The sequence below is a fragment of the Cupriavidus sp. 05T41 genome, from assembly GCF_056396525.1.
Genome location: NZ_JBFTLQ010000092.1, coordinates 1 through 20,694 on the forward strand (window position 1 = coordinate 1; position 20,694 = coordinate 20,694).

19 protein-coding genes are annotated in these 20,694 nt (G+C 67.9%); 3 read left to right on the forward strand and 16 right to left on the reverse strand.

All coding sequences use genetic code 11. The features are described 5' to 3' along the window. Positions 1-114: 114 nt before the first annotated feature. The 7 genes from AC1DKV_RS34255 to cyoA all read right to left on the reverse strand — a co-directional run bounded on the left by AC1DKV_RS34255 (position 115) and on the right by cyoA (position 8,285). Positions 115-2,259, reverse strand: a complete 2,145-nt coding sequence (locus tag AC1DKV_RS34255; protein ID WP_477139088.1) for an acetate--CoA ligase family protein — start codon at positions 2,257-2,259, stop codon at positions 115-117. Positions 2,260-2,263: 4 nt separating this feature from the next. Then, positions 2,264-3,058, reverse strand: a complete 795-nt coding sequence (locus tag AC1DKV_RS34260) for an enoyl-CoA hydratase/isomerase family protein (protein ID WP_441622822.1) — start codon at positions 3,056-3,058, stop codon at positions 2,264-2,266. An 87-nt stretch (positions 3,059-3,145) separates the two neighbouring features. Then, the gene (locus AC1DKV_RS34265; RefSeq protein WP_441622824.1) at positions 3,146-4,147 is read right to left on the reverse strand and encodes a tripartite tricarboxylate transporter substrate binding protein; all 1,002 of its coding nucleotides are present in this window, start codon (positions 4,145-4,147) and stop codon (positions 3,146-3,148) included. Positions 4,148-4,305: 158 nt separating this feature from the next. Beyond that, positions 4,306-4,680: a cytochrome o ubiquinol oxidase subunit IV gene (gene cyoD / locus AC1DKV_RS34270; RefSeq protein ID WP_441622826.1), complete on the reverse strand. Its 375-nt coding sequence runs from the start codon at positions 4,678-4,680 to the stop codon at positions 4,306-4,308. Continuing rightward, positions 4,677-5,318: a cytochrome o ubiquinol oxidase subunit III gene (gene cyoC, locus AC1DKV_RS34275; RefSeq protein WP_477139089.1), complete on the reverse strand. Its 642-nt coding sequence runs from the start codon at positions 5,316-5,318 to the stop codon at positions 4,677-4,679. The genes cyoD and cyoC overlap by 4 nt, the downstream gene beginning before the upstream one ends. Positions 5,319-5,321: 3 nt before the next feature. Continuing rightward, positions 5,322-7,298, reverse strand: a complete 1,977-nt coding sequence (gene cyoB, locus AC1DKV_RS34280) for a cytochrome o ubiquinol oxidase subunit I (RefSeq protein WP_477139090.1) — start codon at positions 7,296-7,298, stop codon at positions 5,322-5,324. Between the two features lie 3 nt (positions 7,299-7,301). After that, entirely contained in the window at positions 7,302-8,285 is a 984-nt protein-coding gene (gene cyoA, locus AC1DKV_RS34285) for a ubiquinol oxidase subunit II (protein ID WP_477139102.1), read from the reverse strand. A 284-nt stretch (positions 8,286-8,569) separates the two neighbouring features. Here cyoA and AC1DKV_RS34290 point away from each other — a divergent pair, with 284 nt between their 5' ends. Together AC1DKV_RS34290 and AC1DKV_RS34295 are read left to right on the forward strand one after the other, a co-directional pair. Beyond that, positions 8,570-9,973, forward strand: a complete 1,404-nt coding sequence (locus AC1DKV_RS34290) for an aminotransferase-like domain-containing protein (protein ID WP_477139091.1) — start codon at positions 8,570-8,572, stop codon at positions 9,971-9,973. A gap of 191 nt (positions 9,974-10,164) precedes the next feature. After that, positions 10,165-10,788: a hypothetical protein gene (locus AC1DKV_RS34295; RefSeq protein ID WP_441643582.1), complete on the forward strand. Its 624-nt coding sequence runs from the start codon at positions 10,165-10,167 to the stop codon at positions 10,786-10,788. A gap of 35 nt (positions 10,789-10,823) precedes the next feature. Here AC1DKV_RS34295 and AC1DKV_RS34300 read toward each other — a convergent pair whose 3' ends face one another. The 3 genes from AC1DKV_RS34300 to AC1DKV_RS34310 all read right to left on the reverse strand — a co-directional run bounded on the left by AC1DKV_RS34300 (position 10,824) and on the right by AC1DKV_RS34310 (position 13,239). After that, the gene (locus AC1DKV_RS34300; RefSeq protein ID WP_441622836.1) at positions 10,824-11,441 is read right to left on the reverse strand and encodes a thioredoxin domain-containing protein; all 618 of its coding nucleotides are present in this window, start codon (positions 11,439-11,441) and stop codon (positions 10,824-10,826) included. Positions 11,442-11,860: 419 nt separating this feature from the next. Continuing rightward, positions 11,861-12,265 (reverse strand): RidA family protein, encoded by a 405-nt coding sequence (locus AC1DKV_RS34305; RefSeq protein ID WP_477139092.1) that lies wholly within the window; start codon positions 12,263-12,265, stop codon positions 11,861-11,863. Continuing rightward, positions 12,262-13,239: a threo-3-hydroxy-L-aspartate ammonia-lyase gene (locus AC1DKV_RS34310; protein ID WP_477139093.1), complete on the reverse strand. Its 978-nt coding sequence runs from the start codon at positions 13,237-13,239 to the stop codon at positions 12,262-12,264. The genes AC1DKV_RS34305 and AC1DKV_RS34310 overlap by 4 nt, the downstream gene beginning before the upstream one ends. Before the next feature lie 293 nt (positions 13,240-13,532). Here AC1DKV_RS34310 and AC1DKV_RS34315 point away from each other — a divergent pair, with 293 nt between their 5' ends. Continuing rightward, a complete protein-coding gene (locus AC1DKV_RS34315; protein ID WP_477139094.1) occupies positions 13,533-14,177 on the forward strand; it encodes a helix-turn-helix transcriptional regulator in 645 nt (214 codons plus the stop codon). 108 nt (positions 14,178-14,285) lie between these two features. Here AC1DKV_RS34315 and AC1DKV_RS34320 read toward each other — a convergent pair whose 3' ends face one another. From AC1DKV_RS34320 to AC1DKV_RS34345, 6 genes are all read right to left on the reverse strand, one after another. After that, positions 14,286-15,137, reverse strand: a complete 852-nt coding sequence (locus AC1DKV_RS34320; RefSeq protein ID WP_441622844.1) for a MetQ/NlpA family ABC transporter substrate-binding protein — start codon at positions 15,135-15,137, stop codon at positions 14,286-14,288. A 92-nt stretch (positions 15,138-15,229) separates the two neighbouring features. Next, entirely contained in the window at positions 15,230-16,684 is a 1,455-nt protein-coding gene (locus AC1DKV_RS34325; RefSeq protein WP_477139095.1) for an efflux transporter outer membrane subunit, read from the reverse strand. After that, positions 16,681-17,622 carry an efflux RND transporter periplasmic adaptor subunit gene (locus AC1DKV_RS34330; RefSeq protein WP_441622848.1) on the reverse strand — a complete coding sequence of 314 codons (942 nt, stop codon included), beginning with the start codon at positions 17,620-17,622 and terminating at the stop codon, positions 16,681-16,683. The genes AC1DKV_RS34325 and AC1DKV_RS34330 overlap by 4 nt, the downstream gene beginning before the upstream one ends. Further along, positions 17,619-17,828, reverse strand: a complete 210-nt coding sequence (locus AC1DKV_RS34335; protein WP_477139096.1) for a DUF1656 domain-containing protein — start codon at positions 17,826-17,828, stop codon at positions 17,619-17,621. The genes AC1DKV_RS34330 and AC1DKV_RS34335 overlap by 4 nt, the downstream gene beginning before the upstream one ends. Positions 17,829-17,871: 43 nt before the next feature. Continuing rightward, complete coding sequence (locus tag AC1DKV_RS34340) at positions 17,872-19,953, reverse strand: FUSC family protein (RefSeq protein WP_477139097.1); 2,082 nt, start codon at positions 19,951-19,953, stop codon at positions 17,872-17,874. Positions 19,954-19,958: 5 nt separating this feature from the next. After that, positions 19,959-20,456 (reverse strand): MarR family winged helix-turn-helix transcriptional regulator, encoded by a 498-nt coding sequence (locus tag AC1DKV_RS34345; protein WP_441622854.1) that lies wholly within the window; start codon positions 20,454-20,456, stop codon positions 19,959-19,961. Positions 20,457-20,694: the final 238 nt, after the last annotated feature.

The window sequence follows — 20,694 nt, forward strand, 5'->3', positions numbered from 1 at the left end:
CCGATGGCATGGGCGCGCCTGCGGCGGCGCTTGAGGCGCGGCGTTTCCGTCCAGCGGAAATGCCGCGCCGAGGGCAGCAGTCTGGCACAGACCGGCCCCGCGCGCGAGCCCTGCCTAGGCGATGACCGCTACCCCGTCCGCCGCCCGCACGCCMTGCCCCGCCGGCAGCACGAACACCGGGTTGATCTCCGCCTCGACCAGCCGCTCGCCCATCGCGGCCGCCATGCGCGAGAAAGCCACGATCGCATCGGCCAGCGCCCCCACATCCGCCTTGGGGCGTCCGCGATAGCCGTCCAGCAATGGCCACGTCTTCAGCTCGCGCGCCATGGCGGCCGCTTCTTCGTGCGACAGCGCCCCGCCCGGCGGCAGCAGGCGCATGGTGGTGTCCTGKAACAGTTCGGCCGTGACGCCGCCCATGCCGAGCAGGACCGCCGTGCCGAGCGGGTCCCGGTGCAGGCCCAGGATCATCTCGACGCCGCCGCCCACCATCTCCTGCACCAGGAAGCGGTCCGGCGCCTTGCCGGTGTGGCGAGCCACCTCGGCGCGCATCGTCGCCAGGCGCGCCGGCACATCCGCCGGCGCCACGTTGACCGCCACGCCGCCGACATCGCTCTTGTGCGTGATCTCCGTCGACAGGATCTTCAGCACCACGCGCTCGCCCAGCGCGCGCGCCGCGGCCTGCGCCTGCTCGCCGTCCTGCACGATGGTCTCGCGCACCGATGGCAGGCCGAAGCGGGCAAACAGCGCCTTGGCACCAGCCTCGTCGAGCGCGCCGGACGGCACGTCGGCGGTATCGACTGCGGCGCCCGGAGGGGGCGGCGTCTTCGCCCMGTCCGACACGCCCTGCAGCTGCCCCGCGCCGAGCATCGCCGCGAACGCCACCGCACAGCTTTCCGGCGCGCTGAAGGCCGGCACGCCGCGCTGGTTMAGCACCGCGGCGACCTGCGGCGCATGCGGGCTCACATAGGCCAGCACCGGCTTGTCGCTGCCCGGCAGGCAGTCGCGGATCGCATCGGCCATCAGGCCGGGCATGGCGAGGCCGGAGGAGCCGACGATGACCGCCACGGCGTCATAGCCCGGGCTGTCGAGCAACGTGCGGATGGCCGCGCGCAGCAGGTCCGGCTGCAGGCCTGCCAGCGTGACATCGATGGGATTGCGGTCCAGCGCGGCGTGATCGCCCTTCTGCAGCGCGCGCAGCGCTGCCGCGGTGGCCTCGTCCGGCGGCGGCGTCTCGAAGCCAGACACGCCCAGGCTGTCCGAGACCAGCGTGCCGGCGCCGCCGGTCGAGGTCAGCACGGCCACGMGCTTGCCGCGCAGCACCCGGCCCGTGGCCAGCGCGGCGGGAATATCGAGCAGGTCGGCAAAGGACTGCGCGCGGATCACGCCGACCTGGCGGAACAGCGCGTCATACATCCTGTCCGCGCCCGCCATGGCCCCCGTATGCGAGACGGCCGCGCGCGCACCCGCCTCGGAGCGGCCGATCTTGAACGCCACCACCGGCTTGCCGGCTGCCGCGGCCTTGAGCGCCGCGGCGCGGAAGCGCGCGGGGTCGCGCACGCTCTCCACGTACAGCGCAATCACGCGGGTGGCATCGTCGTCGGCCAGGTAGTCGATGAAGTCAGCCAGGTCGAGATCGGCCTCGTTGCTGGTGGAGACCAGCTTGGACAGGCCGATGCCGCGCGCCGCGGCGCGCGACAGCAAGGCGCCGAGAATGCCGCCGCTCTGCGACACCACGCCGATGCTGCCAGCGGGAAAGTGCTCCATCTCCAGCGCACCGCTGGCCGACAGCGGAATGCTGTCKGTCAGGTTGACCAGCCCGATCGTGTTGGGCCCGAGCAGGCGCATGCTGCCCGCCGCCTCGAGCAGCTCGGCCTGGCGGCGCGCGCCCTCGGCGCCGGTCTCCGTATAGCCGCTGGCGAGCACGATCGCGGCCCCGGTGCCGCGCTCGGCCAGCTCGCGCACGGCCTGGTGCGCGCGCTCCGCGCCGAGCAGCACGATGCCGACATCGGGCACCTCGGGCAGGGAACGGATGTCCGGGTAGCAGCGGATGCCGTCGATGGCATCCACCTTCGGGTTGACCGGATAGATCGCGCCGCTGAAGCCGTGCCGCGTCAGGTACGACACCGGCCGCCCCGAGGTCTTGGCCGGATCGGCGGAGGCACCGATGACGGCCACGCTGCGCGGCTTGAGCAGCCGCGCGATGGCGGCCGAGGTGGAGACGGCCGGTGCGCCGGGAACATGGGTCAGGTCGGCTGCCATGATGTCAGGCCTTGGCCGCGGTCTTGTTCAGGAACGCCAGCACGGACTCGCGATGCTCGGTGCTGGTGTAGCAGATGCCCTGCGCCTGGCTGCCCTGMGCGAAAACCTGGTCGGCCGGCAGTTCGAAGCTCTGGTTCAGGATGGACTTGCCGAGCGCCAGCGCCGTGGGCGAGCCGTGGCTCAGCTCGGCCGCCCAGCCGCATGCGTCCGACAGCAGGGCTTCCGGTGCGCTCAGGCGATCGGCGATGCCCAGTTGCAGCGCTTCGGCCGCGTCCACCTTGCGCCCGCTGAAGATCAGCTCCTTTGCCTTGGAAAGGCCCGTGCGGCGCGGCAGGAAGTACATGCCGCCGCCATCGGGGATCAGCCCGCGGTGGATGTAGGACCAGGCAAAGCTGGCGCCCTCGGCGGCGATCACGAAATCGCAGGCCATGGCCATGTCGGCACCGAGCCCGGCCGCCGAGCCGTTGACGGCGGCAATGGTGGGCTTGGGCATGTCGTGCAGCAGCGCCACCGAGTGGTGCACGCGTTGCTGGCGTGCCCAGCCGTTGAAACCAACCTCGCCCTGCGGCGCGTCCATGCGCTTTTGCATGCCCGCCACGTCGCCGCCGGCGCAGAAGCCCTTGCCGCTGCCGGTCAGTACCAGCGCGCGGATCGCGCGGTCGGCGCCKACGCGTTCCAGCGCGTCGATCAGTTCGGTGCGCATGTCATCGGTGATGGCGTTGCGCTTGTCCGGGCGGTTGAGGGTCAGCACGGCGATGCCGTCGCGCGTATCCAGCTGGATGAAGGAATAGTCGTTCATGGTCTGTCTCTTTGTGTATTCGCCGGTCCCCGCCGCCTGCGAGCKAGCGGGCGAGCGCGGCGGCTGCCGGCAATGCTTCGGGATGGCTTAGTTCAGTGTGATGTTTGCGTCTTTGACGACCTTGCTCCAGCGCACCTGCTCGCCATGCACATAGCGCCCGAACTCCTCCGGCGTGCCGGGGCTGACGATCAGCCCCTCTGACTCGGCGCGCTTGCGGAAGGCTTCGGTGGTCACGGCTTTCTTCGCCGCCGCGTTCAGGCGAGCGATCACCGGAGCCGGGGTGCCGGCCGGGACGAACAGCCCGTACCAGCTCTCGGCCACGTAGCCGGGCACGCCGCTCTCGGCGATGGTCGGCACCTTGGCCAGGTCGGGGCTGGCCGAGCGTTGCGCGCTGGTGACCGCGAGCGCGCGCAGCTTGCCGGATTCCAGCAGGTTGCCGACAGCGGAGGCGGTGGCGAACATCAGGTCGACCTGGCCACCGAGCAGGTCGGTGATGGCCGGGCCCGCGCCGCGGTAGGGAATGTGGTTGAGATCGACCTTGGCCAGGCTCTTGAACAACTCTCCTGCCAGGTGCGCAGAAGTGCCCGGCCCCTGCGAGGCGAAGGAGATCTTGCCGGGCCTGGCGCGCGCGGCGCTGATCAGGTCCTGTACCGTCTTGTAGGGACTGTCCGGGCGCACCACCAGCACATTGGGCGAGCGGCCGACCAGCACCACCGGCGAGAACGCCTTGTCGGTGGCATACGGCAACTTGGGTTGCAGGCTCGGGTTGACTGCGTGCGCGAACGTGGCCATGACCAGCGTATAGCCGTCGGGCGCGCTCTTGGCCACGTTGTCGGTACCGATGATGGTGCCGCCGCCGGGCTTGTTGTCGACCACCACCGGCTGGCCCAGGTCCTGCGACATGGCCACGCCCATGGTGCGCGCGATCAGGTCCGTGCCGCCGCCCGGCGAGAACGGCACCACGATACGGATTGGCTTTTCGGGGAAGGCCGCCATGGCGGCGGCCGGCAGGCACGCGGTAGTGCCGAGGGCCAGGCTGGCCCACAGCAGCGCCAGTCTCCTGGCGGCGCGAAGCGGAAGGGAATGCACTGTCGTCTCCTTGGAATCCGGTGCGCCGCGGACAACTGCCGCGACGCACCGCTTGTTGGAGACGAGAATAGGCCCGCGCCAGCCGATTTGCAGCCCTTCAATTCCACAGACCGGAATTGAATCGGCGGCGGCCGGACGTGCCGGTCAGTCGTTCACGGTCAGTCGCTCATCTTGGCGCGATCCGTCGACATCTGCATGGGCATCATGTTGACGTTGGCGTTATGCATGACCCACAGTGAACCCGCCACGATGATGGCGATCAGCAGCGCGCTGCAGATGAAGATCGCGGTGTTCTGGCGCTGGTCGCGCGCGGTGCCGATGTGCAGGAAGAACACCAGCTGCACCAGCAACTGCGCCACGCACAGCCCGACGATGGCCGCCAGCCCCATGTGCCTGGGCACCACTTCCAGCATCACGGCGCCAAAGGAGGCGAACGTCAGCAGCACCGAAAGCACGAAACCGACCACATAGCCCTTGAAGCTGCCGTGCGCGGCATCGGCGGCGCCGGCCGCGTGAAGGTGATTTGTCTTCATACGAACTCACGCAGGTAAACGAAGGTAAAGACGCAGATCCAGATCAGGTCCAGGAAGTGCCAGAACATGCTCAAGCAGTTGAGCCGGCGGCTGGTGATGCCGTCCAGCCCGAAGCGCTTGAGCTGGTGCATCATCACGGCGATCCACACCAGGCCGCATGTCACGTGCAGCCCGTGCGTGCCCACCAGCGTGAAGTACGAGGACAGGAACGCGCTGACGCCGGGCCCCGCGCCCTTGTGCAGCAGCTCGGCGAATTCGTACACCTCCATMGCGATGAAGGCGGCGCCGAGCAGGAAGGTCACGCCCAGCCAGCGCACCACCAGGTGGCTGCGGCCGGACTGCATGTACAGCATCGCCACGCCGAAGGTGAAGCTGCTGAGCAGCAGCAGCATGGTCTCGCCCAGCACGAAAGGCAGCTCGAACAGCTCGCGCCCGCTCGGCCCCCCGGCGGTATTGCCGACCAGCACGCCGAACGTGGCGAACAGCACGGCGAAGATCAGGCAGTCGCTCATCAGGTAGATCMAGAACCCGAGGGTGGTCTTGGATCCGTCGTCGTGATGATGCTCGTGGGCGTGCTCGTGCCCGGCATGCCCGGCGTGTCCATGCGCATGCGCGTGGGCAGTCATCGTGTTGCTCATGATTTACGCCGCCTCCTGCAGCTTCGCATAGCGCGTGTTTTCGATGCGCTCGACTTCCGCCGCGGGGACGAAGTAGTCCACGTCGCGGTTATAGGTGCGCGCGATAAAGGTKCCGATCACGCCGGCCAGCGAGACGATCGCGACCAGCCACATATGCCAGACCAGCGCGAAGCACAGCACCAGGCTGAAGCCCGAGATGATCACGCCCGCGCCGGTGTTCTTCGGCATGTGGATGGCCTCGTAGCGCGCGGGCTGCACGTAGGCGCGGCCGCTCTCCTTGTCGTCCCAGTGCTGCTCGAGAGACGTGATGTGCGGCACGTGGGCGAAGTTGTAGAACGGCGCCGGCGAAGCGGTGGCCCATTCCAGGCTGCGGCCGTCCCACGGATCGCCGGTGGGGTCCATGTTCTGCTTGCGGTCGCGCACGCTGACGAAGAGCTGGATCAGCAGCGCCACGATGCCGGCCCCGATGATCACCGCGCCGCACAGCGCCACCACCAGGTACGGGTGCCAGTCCACGTTGGCGTAGTGGTTCATCCGGCGCGTCATGCCCTTGAAGCCGAGCACATAGAGCGGCATGAAGGCGAGGTAGAAGCCCACCAGCCAGCACCAGAAGGAAATCTTGCCCCAGCGCTCGTTGAGCGTGAAACCGAACACCTTGGGGAACCAGAAGCTCATTGCCGCCAGGCAGCCGAAGATCACGCCGCCGATGATGACGTTGTGGAAGTGGGCCACCAGGAACAGGCTGTTGTGCAGCACGAAGTCCGCGCCMGGCACYGCCAGCAACACGCCGGTCATGCCGCCCACCGCGAAGGTGACCATGAAGCCGATGGTMCACAGCGTGGACGAGTGGTAGCGGATACGCCCGCGGTACATCGTGAACAGCCAGTTGAACAGCTTCACCCCGGTCGGGATGGAGATGATCGAAGTCATGATGCCGAAGAAGGCATTGACGTTGGCGCCCGAGCCCATGGTGAAGAAGTGGTGCAGCCAGACGAAGAACGACAGCACGCCGATCGACGAGGTCGCGTACACCATCKACTTGTAGCCGAACAGCGGCTTGCCCGAGAACGTCGAGATGATTTCCGAGAACGCGCCGAAGCACGGCAGGATCAGGATGTAGACCTCGGGATGGCCCCAGACCCAGATCAGGTTGATGTACATCATGGCATTCCCACCCAGCTCGTTGGTGAAGAAATGCATGCCCAGGTAGCGGTCAGCGGTCAGCAGCGCCAGCGTCGCGGTGAGCACCGGGAACACGGCCACGATCAGGATATTGGTGATCAGCGCGGTCCAGGTGAAGACCGGCATCTTCATCAGGTTCAGGCCAGGCGCGCGCATGCGCAGGATGGTGACGATGAAGTTGATGCCGGTCAGCGTGGTGCCCAGCCCCGATATCTGCAATGACCATATGTAGTAGTCGACCCCCACCGTCGGACTATAGCCAAGCTCGGACAGCGGCGGATAGGCAACCCAGCCGGTGGCCGCGAAGTCGCCGACGAACATCGACAGCATCACCAGCACCGCGCCCACCGCCKACAGCCAGAAGCTCAGCGAATTGACGAAGGGATAGGCCACGTCGCGCGCGCCGATCTGCAGCGGCACGATCACGTTCATCAGTCCGAGGATGAACGGCGTCGCCACGAAGAAGATCATGATCACGCCGTGCGCGGTGAAGATCTGGTCGTAGTGGTGCGGCGGCAKGTAGCCGGCCGCGTYGCCATAGGCGAAGGCCTGCTGCACGCGCATCATGATGGCGTCGGCAAAGCCGCGTAGCAGCATCACCAGCGCCATGATGATGTACATCACGCCGATCTTCTTGTGGTCCACCGAGGTGAACCACTCGGTCCACAGGTACTTCCATTTGCCGAAGTACGTGATGGCGCCGAGCAACGCGGCGCCGCCCAGCATGACGACGGCCAGCGTACCCATGATGATGGGCTCATGGTACGGAATGGCGTCGAGGTTCAGTTTTCCAAACATGGCTTATAGCTCCGTGGCCTTGGCGCTGGTGGCCGGGAAGGTGGCCTGCGAGAGTTCCCGGGAGACCGGCTTCGGTGCAGGCGTCGATACGGGCGTCGATTCAGGCTTCGATGCCGCCTCCAGTGTGGCCGGGCTGTTCGCGCGGCAAATCGCGTCGCCGCTCTGCATGTACTTGTTCACCACGCCGGCGAACAGCGCCGGCGTCACGGTGGAGTACAAGGTGGCCGGATCCTTGCTGCTGGGAAGCTCGAGCGCGCGGTAGGTCTTCTCGTCGAGCGGCCGCGCTGCCTTCCTGGCTTCGGCGATCCAGCGGTCGAAGTCGGCGCGCGAGGTGGCGAAGGTCTTGAAGTGCATGTCGKAGAAACCCGCCCCGCTGTAGGCGGCGGACTGTCCGAGATAGACGCCCGGCGTATCGGCGATCAGGTGCAGGCGCGTMTGCATGCCCGCCATGGCGTAGACCTGGCTGCCGAGCTGCGGGATGAAGAAGGAGTTCATCATCGATTMCGCGGTCAGCCTGAAGCTGATCGGCGTATCGACCGGGATCGTCAGCTGGTTGAGCGAGGCGACGCCGTACTGCGGATAGATGAACAGCCATTTCCAGTTCAGCGCGACCACCTCCACCTCCACGGGCGCGGTGGCTGACTCGATGGGCCGGTAGGGATCAAGCTTGTGGGTGCTGCCCCAGATCAGGAACCCCAGGAACGCGACGATGACGCACGGGATCGTCCACACCACGACTTCGATCGCGGTGGAGTGCGCCCACTTCGGCGCATAGGTGGCGCTGGTATTGGAGGCGCGGTAGCGCCAGGCGAAATACAGCGTGAGCAGGATGACGGGGATCACCACCATCAGCATGAGCGCCAGCGAGATGACGATCAGCGATTTTTCCTGGTGCCCGATGGCGCCCTTCGGCGAGAAGAGTTCCATCGAGCAGCCGCTCAGCAGCAGCGCGGCCGCGGCACCGCAAGCCAGCGCGGAGCCCGGCATCCTGCCGGCCCACGCCTGTGCCCGGGCATATAGGGAGCGCCGGATTGCCATGGCTGGCCCGGCCGTCGATTTGCGCATATCTGGATCACCTTAGTTATGCACCACATAACCTATGCACTTGTCGGGACGGGATGCCACGGCATGCTGAATACATTGCTGCGGAAGATTGCTGCGGGCGACAGCCGCCGGGAGGCGGGAGGAGCATACAAAACGGCTCAATGTATGGCTTTATGCGATGCGGAGCCRGATAATAAGGTAAGACAAAAGCCATACATCAAGGGTTTATGCCTAGAAAATCCAACCTACAAGACGCCGGCAACCGTCCCGCCTGGTTGCCGGATTTCCGCCCGGGCAAGGGCGCCCGCTACCTGCAGGTGGTGGCCGCCATGGAACTGGCCGTGGGCGACGGCAGGCTCAATCCCGGCGACCGGCTGCCGCCGCAGCGCCAGCTGGCGGAACTGCTGGACGTGGACCTCACCACGGTGACGAGGGCGCTCGCGGAGGCCAAGCGCCGCCACCTGGTCGAGGCACGCGGCGCGCTTGGCACCTTCATCGCGGCGCCCACGGTGGAGCTTGCGCAGATGGTGGACCTCAGCATGAACGTGCCGCCGCCGCCCGAAGGGCTGGACTTCGACGACCTGCTCCGGCGCGGCATGTCGCAGGTGCTGCTGCGCACCGACGCCAACCTCCTGATGACMTACCAGCTCGGCGKCGGCAGTAGCCCCGACAAGGCCGCCGGCGCCCTCTGGCTCGCGCCGATGCTGGGCAGCGTGGCGCCCGCGCGGCTGATCGCCTGCCCCGGCGCGCAGGCCGCGCTGGCCGCGCTGATCCTCGCGCTGACGCCGCCGGGCGGCGTCATCGTCACGGAGCCGCTGTGCTATCCCGGGCTGCGCCTGGCCGCCGAACAGCTGGGCCGCCAGGTCGTCACCGCCGCCGCGGACGACCAGGGGATGCGCCCCGATGCGCTGGAAGCGGCGTGCCGCGAGCACGGCGCGCGCGTGGCTTACCTCAACCCGACTTCGCAAAACCCCAACACACGCACCATGCCGGCGCAGCGGCGCCGCGACATCGCGCGCGTGGCGGAACAGCGCGGCATCGCCGTGATCGAGGACGACCCCTACTGGCTGCTGACGCCGGACGCGCCCGCGCCGCTCGCGAGCTACTCGCCCGCCCACGTCTACTACATCGCCACGCTGTCCAAATGCCTGAGTCCCGGCCTGCGCACCGCCTACCTTGTCACGCCGCCCGCCGCCGACCAGGACGCGGTGCTGGCCGCGCTGCGTTCGTTCGCGCTGATGTCCACGCCGCTTTCCACCGCGCTGGCCACGCAATGGGTGCATGACGGCTCCGCCATTGCGCTGCTGGACCAGATACGCGCCGAATGCGCCGCCCGGCATGCTCTCGCGCGCCAGATGCTGGGCAGCCTGGGCCACCCGCCTTCGGCCGGCATCCATATGTGGCAGGCGCTGCCGAGCTACTGGACCTCGCGCGAACTGACGCAGGCGGCGCATGCGGAGGACCTGCGCGTTACCGCCTCCGATGCGTTCCATGCGGGACCGAACCCGCCCAATGCGATCCGCATCTCGCTGGGCGGCGTGAAGGAACGCGCGCGCCTCGGGCTCGCCCTGAAGAAGCTGGCGGACCTGCTGGCGCGCATGCCGCGCCCGCACCGGGAGATCGTGGTGTAGTGGCTTGCGGTGGCGTKCGGTGGCGTCGTGCCCGTGCCGGCACGGCGGCGCTGATCCGGTCGTATTCGCCGGATCTGATTCTGTTCGCGCGCGCGGCGTGGCCGTAAAGTCCGCCCATCCAGACCTTCTTCCCGCACGACCTCTCTCCCCTTGCCATGCCTTGCCGGGGGACGGGGCGTCTCGTCCTCACGATGTACCAACTGTTCGTTTCAAAAGGATGCCCGGCCTGCGCCACGCTGGTCCTGTTCATGCAGGACGCAGGCCTCGAACACGAAGTCCTTGAACTGGAGTCCCCGCGCCACGCGGCGGAAGTGCTCCCCTTGCTCGGCGACGCGGAGCTGCGCTGCCCTGCCCTGTCCATCGGCGGCGAATGCGCCACCGGACTKGCCGATTGCCTGCAACTGCTGGCCACGCATCATCCCGCGCTCGGCACCTTCGACCGCGCGCGGCTCTCTGCTGCGCAGAGAGACCTGGTGGACGGGGTGCTCAGCAGCCGCATGCTGATGGCGCGCACCGGGAAATCGTTCTCGGCCGCGCTGCTCGCGCTGGCGGACGCCATGCGCGAATGGACGGCCTGCGTCTCGCAGTCGCGCCATCACCTCGGCCTCGCCGTGCCCTACTTCGACCTGGGAATGGCCGGCAGGCTCGCCTCGGGCTCGATCCGGGTGTGGGAGATGGCTGGCTTGCAGGAGGCCGCGCGGCAGGCAGCGAGCCGCTTCCCGCGCAGCTTCGAGAACGAGTACCTGGACCGCCTGCGGCGCAAGCGCAGCTGGGTCTACTGGAGCGGGGCGGCCGGCCTGGCCGGCGCCCGCTAGGTGAGGCAGGCCGGGCCCTGCGGGGCCTCGCCGCCTTAGACGCCCAGGCGAGCCTTCAGGGCTTCGGTATCCATCGCCCCTTCGAAGCTCTGGACCTGGCTGGCGTCCGCGCCGAACACGCCGAACGGCACGCTGGTGATGCCCAGTCGCAGGAAGTATTCGGTATTGGCCTTCACCTGGGCCAGCGCCTGCGCCGAGAGTGCCTGGCCGGCGGTATCGAGGCCGCGTTGCGGCGTGCCCAGCGTGGCCTCGTGACTGTCCATGGTCTTCACGGCATCCTTGCTGTCCAGCAAGGCCGCGCCCTGCTGCGCGGAGCGTTCCGGCGTCAGCAGCGCCACCGGGATCCAGGTGAAGTGCACGGTCGACATCAGCGGTGCGGCCGCCTTCCAGAGTTCGCCGCAATGCGGGCACTGCGGATCGAAGAAGATGTAGACCTTCTTTGCGCTCAGGACGTTGCCGGCGCTGAAGCCCTTCGTCGCCGCGGCGACGGCGTCCACCGAGAGCGTKGCGGCCTGCTGCGCGGCCGCCGGCGCAGAGGCAGCGCCCGGCGCATCGGGCGCGGACTTCCCGCAGGCGCCGAGGGCCAGGGCGAGCAGGGTCGGCAGGAGAATTCTTGCGGGCAGCTTCTTGGCGTGCAGGATGGTGGCGTGCATGTCGACGGATAGGGAAAGGGGTTCGAATCGGGCCTGTGYCGGCCCGGACGGATCGGTTCCCAGTGTACGTGCCGAGGCACGCCGCCGAAGCCTGACCAGTACGAATCGGCCATCTCACCGCATAGGACAGGTCCTAAGTTGCGTCGATTTGACGCACCCGGTGCCGCCGCGGAAGCCCCCCTCCGATACCATGCGTGCCGCTGCCGGCACGCCGGAAGCGGCACGCCGCGCCGACGCAGGTCAGCGCCAGGCCGGCAATGAAGCGGGAATCTCCGTTGGCGTAAGCGGTGTGACCCGCCGGGCCTTGAAGCAGTTCCCCGCCCGCCGCTCGTCAGGAGCCGCCAGCCGGCAGTCGCCTGGCATCGCCGTCCCCGGGGCGTCGGCTTCCGAACCGCGCCGAGCCGATGCGCATGCCGCCGCTATCGGGCCGGAAGATCCGCCGCCACCAGCCCGACCGCCTCCACCTCGATGGCAAAGCCATAGTGCAGCTCCGGCACCGGGACCACCGCCCGCGCCGGGCGCACCTCGCCCACCCAGGCTTCGTAGAGGCGGTTGAACACCGGCCACTGGCCGATATCCGTCAGGTACACGCGCACCTGCACCAGCTGCGACACGTCGCTGCCGCCGGCGCGCAATACCTGGGMGACGTTGTCMAGCGCCTGCTGCGCCTGCATCTCGAACGGCGCGTCGGCAAGCTTGCGGCCGTCCGCCGCAATCGGCAGCTGGCCGGAGACGAACACCATGCCGTTGGCGCATGCGCCATGCGAGTAGTGCCCGCCCGGCGGATTCATGCCGGCCGGATTGACGAAGCGTGCGCCGCTCACGGTGCGCCGCCCTGCACGAGGGTGGCGAAGCGCTGCAGGTCGACGTTGCCGCCCGACACCACCACGCCGACCCGCTTGCCGCGCACGTCGAGCTTGCCCTGCAGCACGGCGGCGGCGGCCAGGCAGCCGGTGGGCTCGACCACGATCTTCATGCGGCTGGCGAAGAACTTCATGGTCTCCACCAGCTCGGCATCGCTGACGGTCACGATATCGCTCACGCGCTGCCGGATCACGGCAAAGGTATGCTTGCCCAGGTGCTGGGTCTGCGCGCCGTCGGCGATGGTGCGCGGTGTGTCGATATGCACGATCTCTCCTTCGCGCAGGCTGCGCTGGCCATCGTTGCCGGCCTCGGGCTCCACGCCGATCACGGTGCAGCCCGGCGACATCGCATGCGCCGCCACCGCGCAGCCCKACAACAAGCCGCCACCGCCCAGGCACACCACCAGCATGTCGAGCGGGCCGGTTTCCTCGAACAGTTCCTTGGCCAGCGTGCCCTGCCCCGCCATCACGTCGACGTGGTCGTACGGCGGGATGAGCGTCATGCCGCGCTCGGTGGCGATGCGCAGGCTCAGTGCCTCGCGGTCTTCCTTGTAGCGGTCGTACATCACGATCTCGGCGCCATAGCCGCGCGTGGCTTCGATCTTCAGCGCGGGAGCATCCTCGGGCATCACGATCACCGCGGCCACGCCCAGCAGCTTCGCCGCGAGCGCGATCGCCTGCGCATGATTGCCCGACGAGAACGCGATCACGCCACCCGCCTTCTGCTCCGGCGTGAAGCGGGAAATGGCGTTGTAGGCGCCGCGGAACTTGAAGGCGCCGATGCGCTGAAAATTCTCGCACTTGAAGAACAGCTCCGCGCCGGTGGCGGCGTTGGCCGTGCTGGAGGTCAGTACCGGCGTGCGGTGCGCCGCCGGGGCCACGCGCGCATGCGCCGCGGCGATATCGTCGAAGGTGATCGGCAGGGAATCGGTCATGGTCGGAGGTAGCGATGGAGTGGGCGGAGAGCCGGGTTCGGAACACGGTGCGGTTTCGCGAAGGCTGCAAGGGCCGCAAGAGCCGCGCGGGTCGGGCCAACAAAGCAACGAGCGAAAGGGCACGGATATCCAGCACCGGATGGTCTGGATATTTTGTCTACATGAATACTATTTGTCAATCATCCCGGAGCGGCGAGCCCGCCATGTGGCGGCGACTTTACCGTGCATGGGCCGCTCCGGCGCCAGGGCGCCACCACGTTGACGCCTCATACAGAGCTGGATATTCTGTCCAGATGAAGAAAAAACGCACGCCACGCCGCACGCCGGAACAGCAGATCCTGCTGGAGCAGACCAAGAAAATCGCCGAAGGCCTGAGCGCCACCTTCGCGCCGTTCTGCGAAGTCGTGGTGCATGACCTGGGCGACCCCGAGCACGCCATCCTCGCCATCCACAACAGCCTGTCGCGGCGCGTGGTGGGCGATCCCGTCACCGATCTCGGCCTGGCGCGCATCGCCGATCCGGAATTCCCGCAGGTCATCGCCAACTACCCCAACCAGTTTCCCGACGGCCGGCAAGCCAAGAGCACCTCCATCGGCATCAAGGATTCCGAGGGCCGCTATGTGGCGGCGCTGTGCCTCAACGTGGACATGACCTTGTTCCGCAGCCTGCAGAGCATGCTTGGCCAGTTCGGCGCGGTCGACACCGACAGCGCTGCCGTGGAATCGCTCGATGCCGGCGGCGCCCACGCGATCCGCGCCCGCATCGACGAATTCGCCGCGCGGCTGTCGACCACGCCGCGCGCGCTGAAGACCGAGGAGCGGCGCAGCCTGCTGCGCGAACTGAAGGAAGCGGGAATGCTGGATATCCGCCGCGCGATGKAGACCGTCGCCGCGCATATCGGTGTGTCGCGCGCGGCCGTGTACACCTACGCGCGCTAGATGCGACGGGCGGCCGTGATCGGCACCAGCGGTGCCGGCCGCGCCAGGGCTAGCGGATAGCCCGTCCGGGGCCGCCCCGTTGCAGGGCAGCCCATCCATCCTGCAGCTTCAGAACGACGGCACCATGGCGCCCTTGAACTCGTTCTTCATGAACTGCCGTACTTCTTCCGACTGGTAGGCCGCCACCAGCTTCTTGACCCAGGGCTTGTCCTTGTCCTGCGTGCGCACGACGATGATGTTGGCGTACGGGCTGTGGATGTCTTCCAGCGCGATGGCATTGCGCAGCGGCTGCAGGCCTGCGGCCAGCGCGTAGTTGGTGTTGATCACCGCCGCCGCCACGTCGGGCAGCGCGCGCGCGAGCTGCGCCGCGTCGAGTTCGACGATCTTCACCTTCTTCGGGTTGTCGCTCACATCGAGCGGCGTGGCATTGACGCCGTTCGCGCCCGCGCCGGCCTTGAGCTTGATCACGCCCTGGGCCGCCAGCAGCAAGAGTGCGCGATTCTCATTGGAGGGATCGTTGGGCACGGCGATCTTCGCGCCCTGCGGCAGGTCCTTGGGTGACTTCAGCTTCTGCGAGTAGATGCCGAGCGGCGAGATATAGGTGTAGCCCACGCTGACCATCTTGTAGCCGCGCTGCTTGACCTGGCTGTCCAGATAGGGCTGGTGCTGGAAGCTGTTGGCGTCCAGGTCGCCAGCGTCGAGCGCGGCGTTGGGCTGCACATAGTCGTTGAATTCCACGACCTTGATATTGAGGCCTTCGCGCTTTGCCGCCTTCTGCACCACTTGCCAGACCTGGGCGTCCGGACCGCTCACGGTGCCCACGCGCAGGGTCTGTTCCTGTGCCACTGCGGCGCCCGATGCGGCGATGCCGAGCGCAGCGGCCGCGATGGCCAGGGTCTTGCGCAGCGAAGAGGAGGAAAGCGGGAAAGAATGCGAGATGGAGTGCGGGAAAGAAGTCATTGCAGTGTTCTACGTCGTAACCATTGGAGACTGGCCGGCCTGCATGCGATACGCGATGTGCGATGTGCGATACGCGATGCACGGCAAGCGGCTCAGTGCTCGCTCATTGTATGCGTTTCGACCTTCGGCGCGTCCTGCCAGCCACCGCCGAGCGCCAGGAACAGGTTGATCTGGTCCAGCGCGACCTGGCTTTCCGCCGCCGCCAGCGCGGCATCGGTGCTGGCCAGCGTGCGGTCGGCATCGAGGGTGTTCAGGTACGGCGAACGGCCGGCCTGGTAAAGCTGGCGGTTCTGCCGCGCCACCTCGCTGGCTTTGTCGCGCGCATCGCGCAATGCGGCGGCGCGCTCCAGTTCGCGCGTATAGCTGCTCAGCGCGGTMTGGGTCTCGCGCAACGCCTTGAGCACCACGCCGTCGAAATGCGCCAGCGCCGCCTCGGCGCCGGCCTCGGTGCCGTGGATGCGCGCGCGCGTGCCGCTGGTCGGGATGTTCCAGGTGATCAGCGGGCCGTAGCCCCAGTGCGCGGTGGGTGCCTGGCCGAGATGGTCCAGGATGCCGGTAAAGCCGGCCGACGCGCCGATACGGATGGACGGATAGAGATCCGCCGTGGCCACGCCGATCTTAGCGGTGGCCGAGGCCAGCTCGCGCTCGGCCTGGCGCACGTCGGGCCGGCGCTTGAGCAGCGCGGCGCCATCACCCACCGGCAGCGGCTGGCTCAGGTGCGGCTCTTCATGGCAGGCGTACTCCGCCTTCGACGCTTCGGTGGGCGGCTTGCCCAGCATCACCGCAAGGCGGTAGGCCGCGCCGTCCTGCTCGGCCTTGAAGCGCGGCAAGKCGGCGCGCAGCAAGTCGGCCTGGCCCTGGGCGCGCAGCAGATCGACCGGCTGGCCGCGACMGGCATCGACCAGCTTGCGCGCCAGTTCCACGCCGCGGTTTTGCAGGTCCAGCTGATGCTCGGCCACGGCGAGTTCGTGCGTGGCGGCGCAGCCCTGCACGTAGGCACGCACGGTCTCGGCCACCACGCCAACGCGGGCCTGGTCGAGCGCCGCGCCGCTGGCCTGCGCGCCGGCCAGCGCGGCTTCGTCGGCGCGCGCCAGCTTGCCAAAGAAGTCGATCAGGTAGGACACCCTGAAGCCGACATCGCCGAAGTTCATCACCGGGATCTTTTCTTMCTTGAGCAGCGGCTCGCCGGCGATCTGCCCGCGCTCGGCGCTGGCCGACAACCTGGCTTCCGGCAGGTTCTCGGCTTCCACTTCGTGATAGACCGCGATGGCGCGCTTGAGGTTGGCAGCCGCCACGCGCAGGTCGGTGTTGGCGACCAGCGCCTGCTGCACCAGCGCATCGAGTCTGGGATCGTCGTACAGGCGCCACCAGCCGTCCGGCACTTCGCCGACGGAGACGGCCGCGTTTTCCGAACCGATCAGCTTGCCGTTGGCCGCCGGCGCCTTGAGCGCGGCATTGTCCGGCACGCGGTAATCGGGGCCGACGGTGGTGCACGCGAACAGCAGCGGCACCAGGGCGGGCAGCAGGGCCAGGCGCAAGGTGTTCACTGCGCTGCTCCCTGGCTGGCCGCCGCCTTCACCGGCGTGGCCTTGCCATCATCCTGCACCCTGGCCTGCCGGCCCGGTTCGCGCACCGACACGGTGGCGGTACGGCCTGCCACCAGCCGCAAATCGGGCGGCGGCTCGTCCAGCACGATGCGCACCGGAATGCGCTGTGCCAGGCGGACCCAGTTGAAGGTCGGGTTCACGTTGGGCAGCAGGTTGGCGCCGTTGGTGCGGTCGCGGTCTTCGATACCCGCGGCAATGCTCTGCACGTGGCCGTGCAGCACGCGCGATTCACCCATGATGCGGATGTCGACCGGATTGCCGATATGGATGCCGTGCAGCTTGGTTTCCTCGAAATAGCCTTCCACGTGGAAGGAGTTCGAATCGACCAGCGACAGCACCGGGCGGCCGGTATTCACATAGTCCCCCAGGCGCGGCAGGCGGTCGTTGAGGTAGCCGTCCACCGGGCTGAGCACCACGGTGCGCTCGAGGTTGAGCCTGGCCAGGCTGACCGCGGCCTGCGCCTGCGCCAGCGCGGCCTCGCCGGCCTGCACCTTGGCCAGCCCTTCTTCCACCACTTCCTTGGACACCACCTCGGACAGGGTCTGGCTGCGCCGTGCCTCGCGGCGCGCCTGCGCCAGCGTGGCGCTGTGCGCGGCGGCCGTGGCCTGCGCCTGCTGCAATGCCAGCGCGAAGCGGTCGCGGTCGATCTCGAACAGGGGCTGGCCGCGCTTGACGAGCTGGTTGTCCTTGACCATGACCTTGGTCACCAGGCCCGATACGTCGGGCGCGATCTGCACCACGTCGGCGCGCACGTGGCCGTCGCGCGTCCATGGCGCGATCGTGTAGTAATCCCACAGGTGCTTGACGACGACCACCGCGACCGCGGTGACGACGAGGGTAAGGACGATAGGTCCGAGCGAACGAAGATTCAGTTTCATGACTGCAGCCGATACGCCAGGTAGACGACGCCACCCAGGACGATCACATAGAACGCCAGATTKAACAGCGACCGGTGCCAGACCAGCCGGTAAAAGCCCACGCGCGACAGCACGGCGCGCACGCAGGCGGTGATCAGGAAAGCCACCAGCATCCACGCCAGCAGGCTCGGGACAAACACGCCGTAGAGGTCGATCTCACCGCTCATTGCCGTTCGCCTCCTGCTTGGTAACCATTGTTCGCTTCCATGACTATTGTTGACCCTTGTCCGCTTCGCCCGCCGGGATGCCTGCCGGCGCGACGGCCGGCGGCGCGGCAAGCGGCGCCGCCGCGAACAGGGCCACATGCATCTCGACCAGGGCGGCGAAGGCCTCGCGCGAAGCCTGGTCGGCACGCGTGGCGACGGCCCGGATCGCCTTGGCCATGCGCTCGCGCAGCACCTGCGGCGGCGTGTTGGCACGGGCATCGAGACGCGCCTGGTAGTAGCTGGCCACGCCTTGCAGCACGCGCCCCACGGCATGCTGGTGCTCGGGCGCGAGGCCCGGCATCTCGCGCTGCAGTGCCAGCGTGCTCAGTTCCACCCGCACTTCGGAGAAGCCATCGCTGGACATCTCGTCTTCGCTGGCGGCCAGCCGCGGCACCAGTTGCGCCAGGCGGTCCAGCATGCGGGCGCGCAACTGGGCGTGCTCGCCCGGTTCGCGCCCGGTGGCGTTGCGCGCGATATCGTCCMAGCTGGCGCGAACCAGCCGGCGCGCCGCCACCTTGGTGCCGAACGGCCGCATCACCAGGGTCCACACCAGTGCGAACAGGATGCCTGCGATGCCGGCCACGTTGCCGTTGAAAAAGGCCTGGAAGTCCGCGCTGTACGCGCCCTGGATGCCGATATCGTTGGCCGTGATMACCGCCAGCGGCATGCCGATCAGGGCCAGCCGCGGCTGCGCCATCAGCACGCCGATCACCAGGTAGGGCGCGGAGAACATCATCACCAGCATCTCGAAGTCGTGCGCGTTGGGCAGCACGACGAACAGGTAGACGGTGGCGATCGCCAGGCACACCACGTTCCAGGTGAAGAAGGAGCGGATCTGCGGCGCGGGTTCATCCAGCGCGGCGAAGAAGCAGCACGAGATCGCGCCCAGTGCCACGGCGCCCGCGCCGTCCGCCCAGCCCGTCAGGATCCAGATCATGCCCATGCAGAAAATGGCGAGGGCCACGGTCACCGTGGAAAACAGCAGCATGCCGTGGTCGTAGTGGCGCGCGGCACCGACCTCCCAGCGCCGGAATGCCGGCGTCCACCCCGCATCGGGAGCCGTGCCGCCGACGCGGCCCTGCAGCGCGACGCAGTCCTGCCACAGCTCCATGAGCTCGCGCAGGCGCCCTTCGGCGGTGGCGGCCAGCGCATCGTGCCAGTCGGGCTCCGCCTGGCCGGGCGCGAGGCTGGCCTGCGCGTCTTCCATCGGCGCGGCCTGCGGCAACTCCAGCGCGGGCAGCGGCGCCCGCGCGCCGCCTTCGATCCACTTCGATACCCGCGCCATGTTCCGCGACAGCCGCTCCGGCACGCCGGCCGGATACTGGTGCAAGGCTTCCACCACCGCCGCCAGCGACGACAGCACCGGCAGCAGCATGGTCATGCGGCCGCGCAGTTCCTGCGCGTGCTTCACGCGCTCGGCGGTCTCGGTGTCGTAGGAAAGCTGGCTGATCAACTGGTCCAGCGCCAGGATGTCCGCTGCCAGCCGGTGCCGGMTGTGATGGCGCGAAACCTTGTCGGCAGCGTCCGCGCACAGCATGTCGGTCGCCCACAGCGCGGCATCGTTCAGCCACTGGGCCGTCTTCTCGCCCAGCACGGTGGACACCTTGGCCGGGAAGATGGTCGAGCCGACCACGCTCGCGCACAGGATGCCCAGGCAGATTTCCTCGGCGCGCGCCACCGCGAGATCGAAGACGCCGCCCGGGTCGTTCACCGCGGGCAAGGCCACCAGCGGCAAGGTATAGGCCGCCAGCATGAACACATAGCTGCGCGGCGTGCGATGCAGCAGTGCGATATAGAGCAGCACGCCGGTCCACAGCGCCACCGCCGCCATCAGCAGCGCCGGCGCGTTCACCAGGGGCGGCACCATCGCGATGGAGGCCGCCGCGCCGAGCAGCGTGCCCAGCACGCGGTAAAGCGCCTTGGAGCGCGTGGCGCCGGTGAGCGGATGCGCCACGATATAGACCGAGCCCATGGCCCAGTACGGGCGCGGCAGGCCCAGGTATAGCGCGAGAAACAATGCCAGCATGGCAGCGGCAAATGCTTTGAAGGAAAAGATCCAGTCTCTTCCGGTTGGCCAGCTGATCATTGCCTTCAGGACCCCGTGTTGCCGGAGGCGCCCGAAGTAGCCGACGAGGTCGACGAGGTCGACGAGGTCGCTGCGGCAGCGCGCGCCAGTGCGTCCAGGACACGCTGCGCGCCTTCGAAATCCCGCTCGCTGATGCCCGTGAACACCTCGGCGCGTACCTGCTTGAGGTCCACCTCGATCTTCGCGGCGAGTTCCTCGCCGGCGTCGGTCAGCCACAGCGCGTTGGCGCGGCGGTCGCTGGCGTCCACCTCGCGGCGCACCAGGCCCGCGGCGGAAAGCTGGTCGACCAGCCGTACCAGCGACGCGCCTTCCAGCCCCACGTAGTCGGCCAGCGTGACCTGGCGCACGCCACCGCCCAGGCGGCGGATAAACAACAAGGGCCCGGCGGCCGCGGCGGATATGCCATATGTGGTCACCGCGCCCTGGGAGATCTGGCGCCATTGGCGGCCGGCCAGCATGAGCTGGCCGGTGAAAGCGAAACGGAGGGCGTCGATAGCAGGCATGGGCGAATAATAGCAGGCAAATAGTTAGGTTGCAAACTATCATGCTGCGAATTATTCCGGACGCACCCACTGGTGTGCTGGTCTCAAGGCATGCGCCGCATTGCCGTCATTGCACCCGATCCGATATTCACGGCATATCGCTATCGTCAAATTTAATATTGGACACGTGTTGACGCGCGCCCTTAGCCTTTTGTAATAGAGCCGGCCATCGAACGCGTGAGCGGCGCCGCCGCATCGA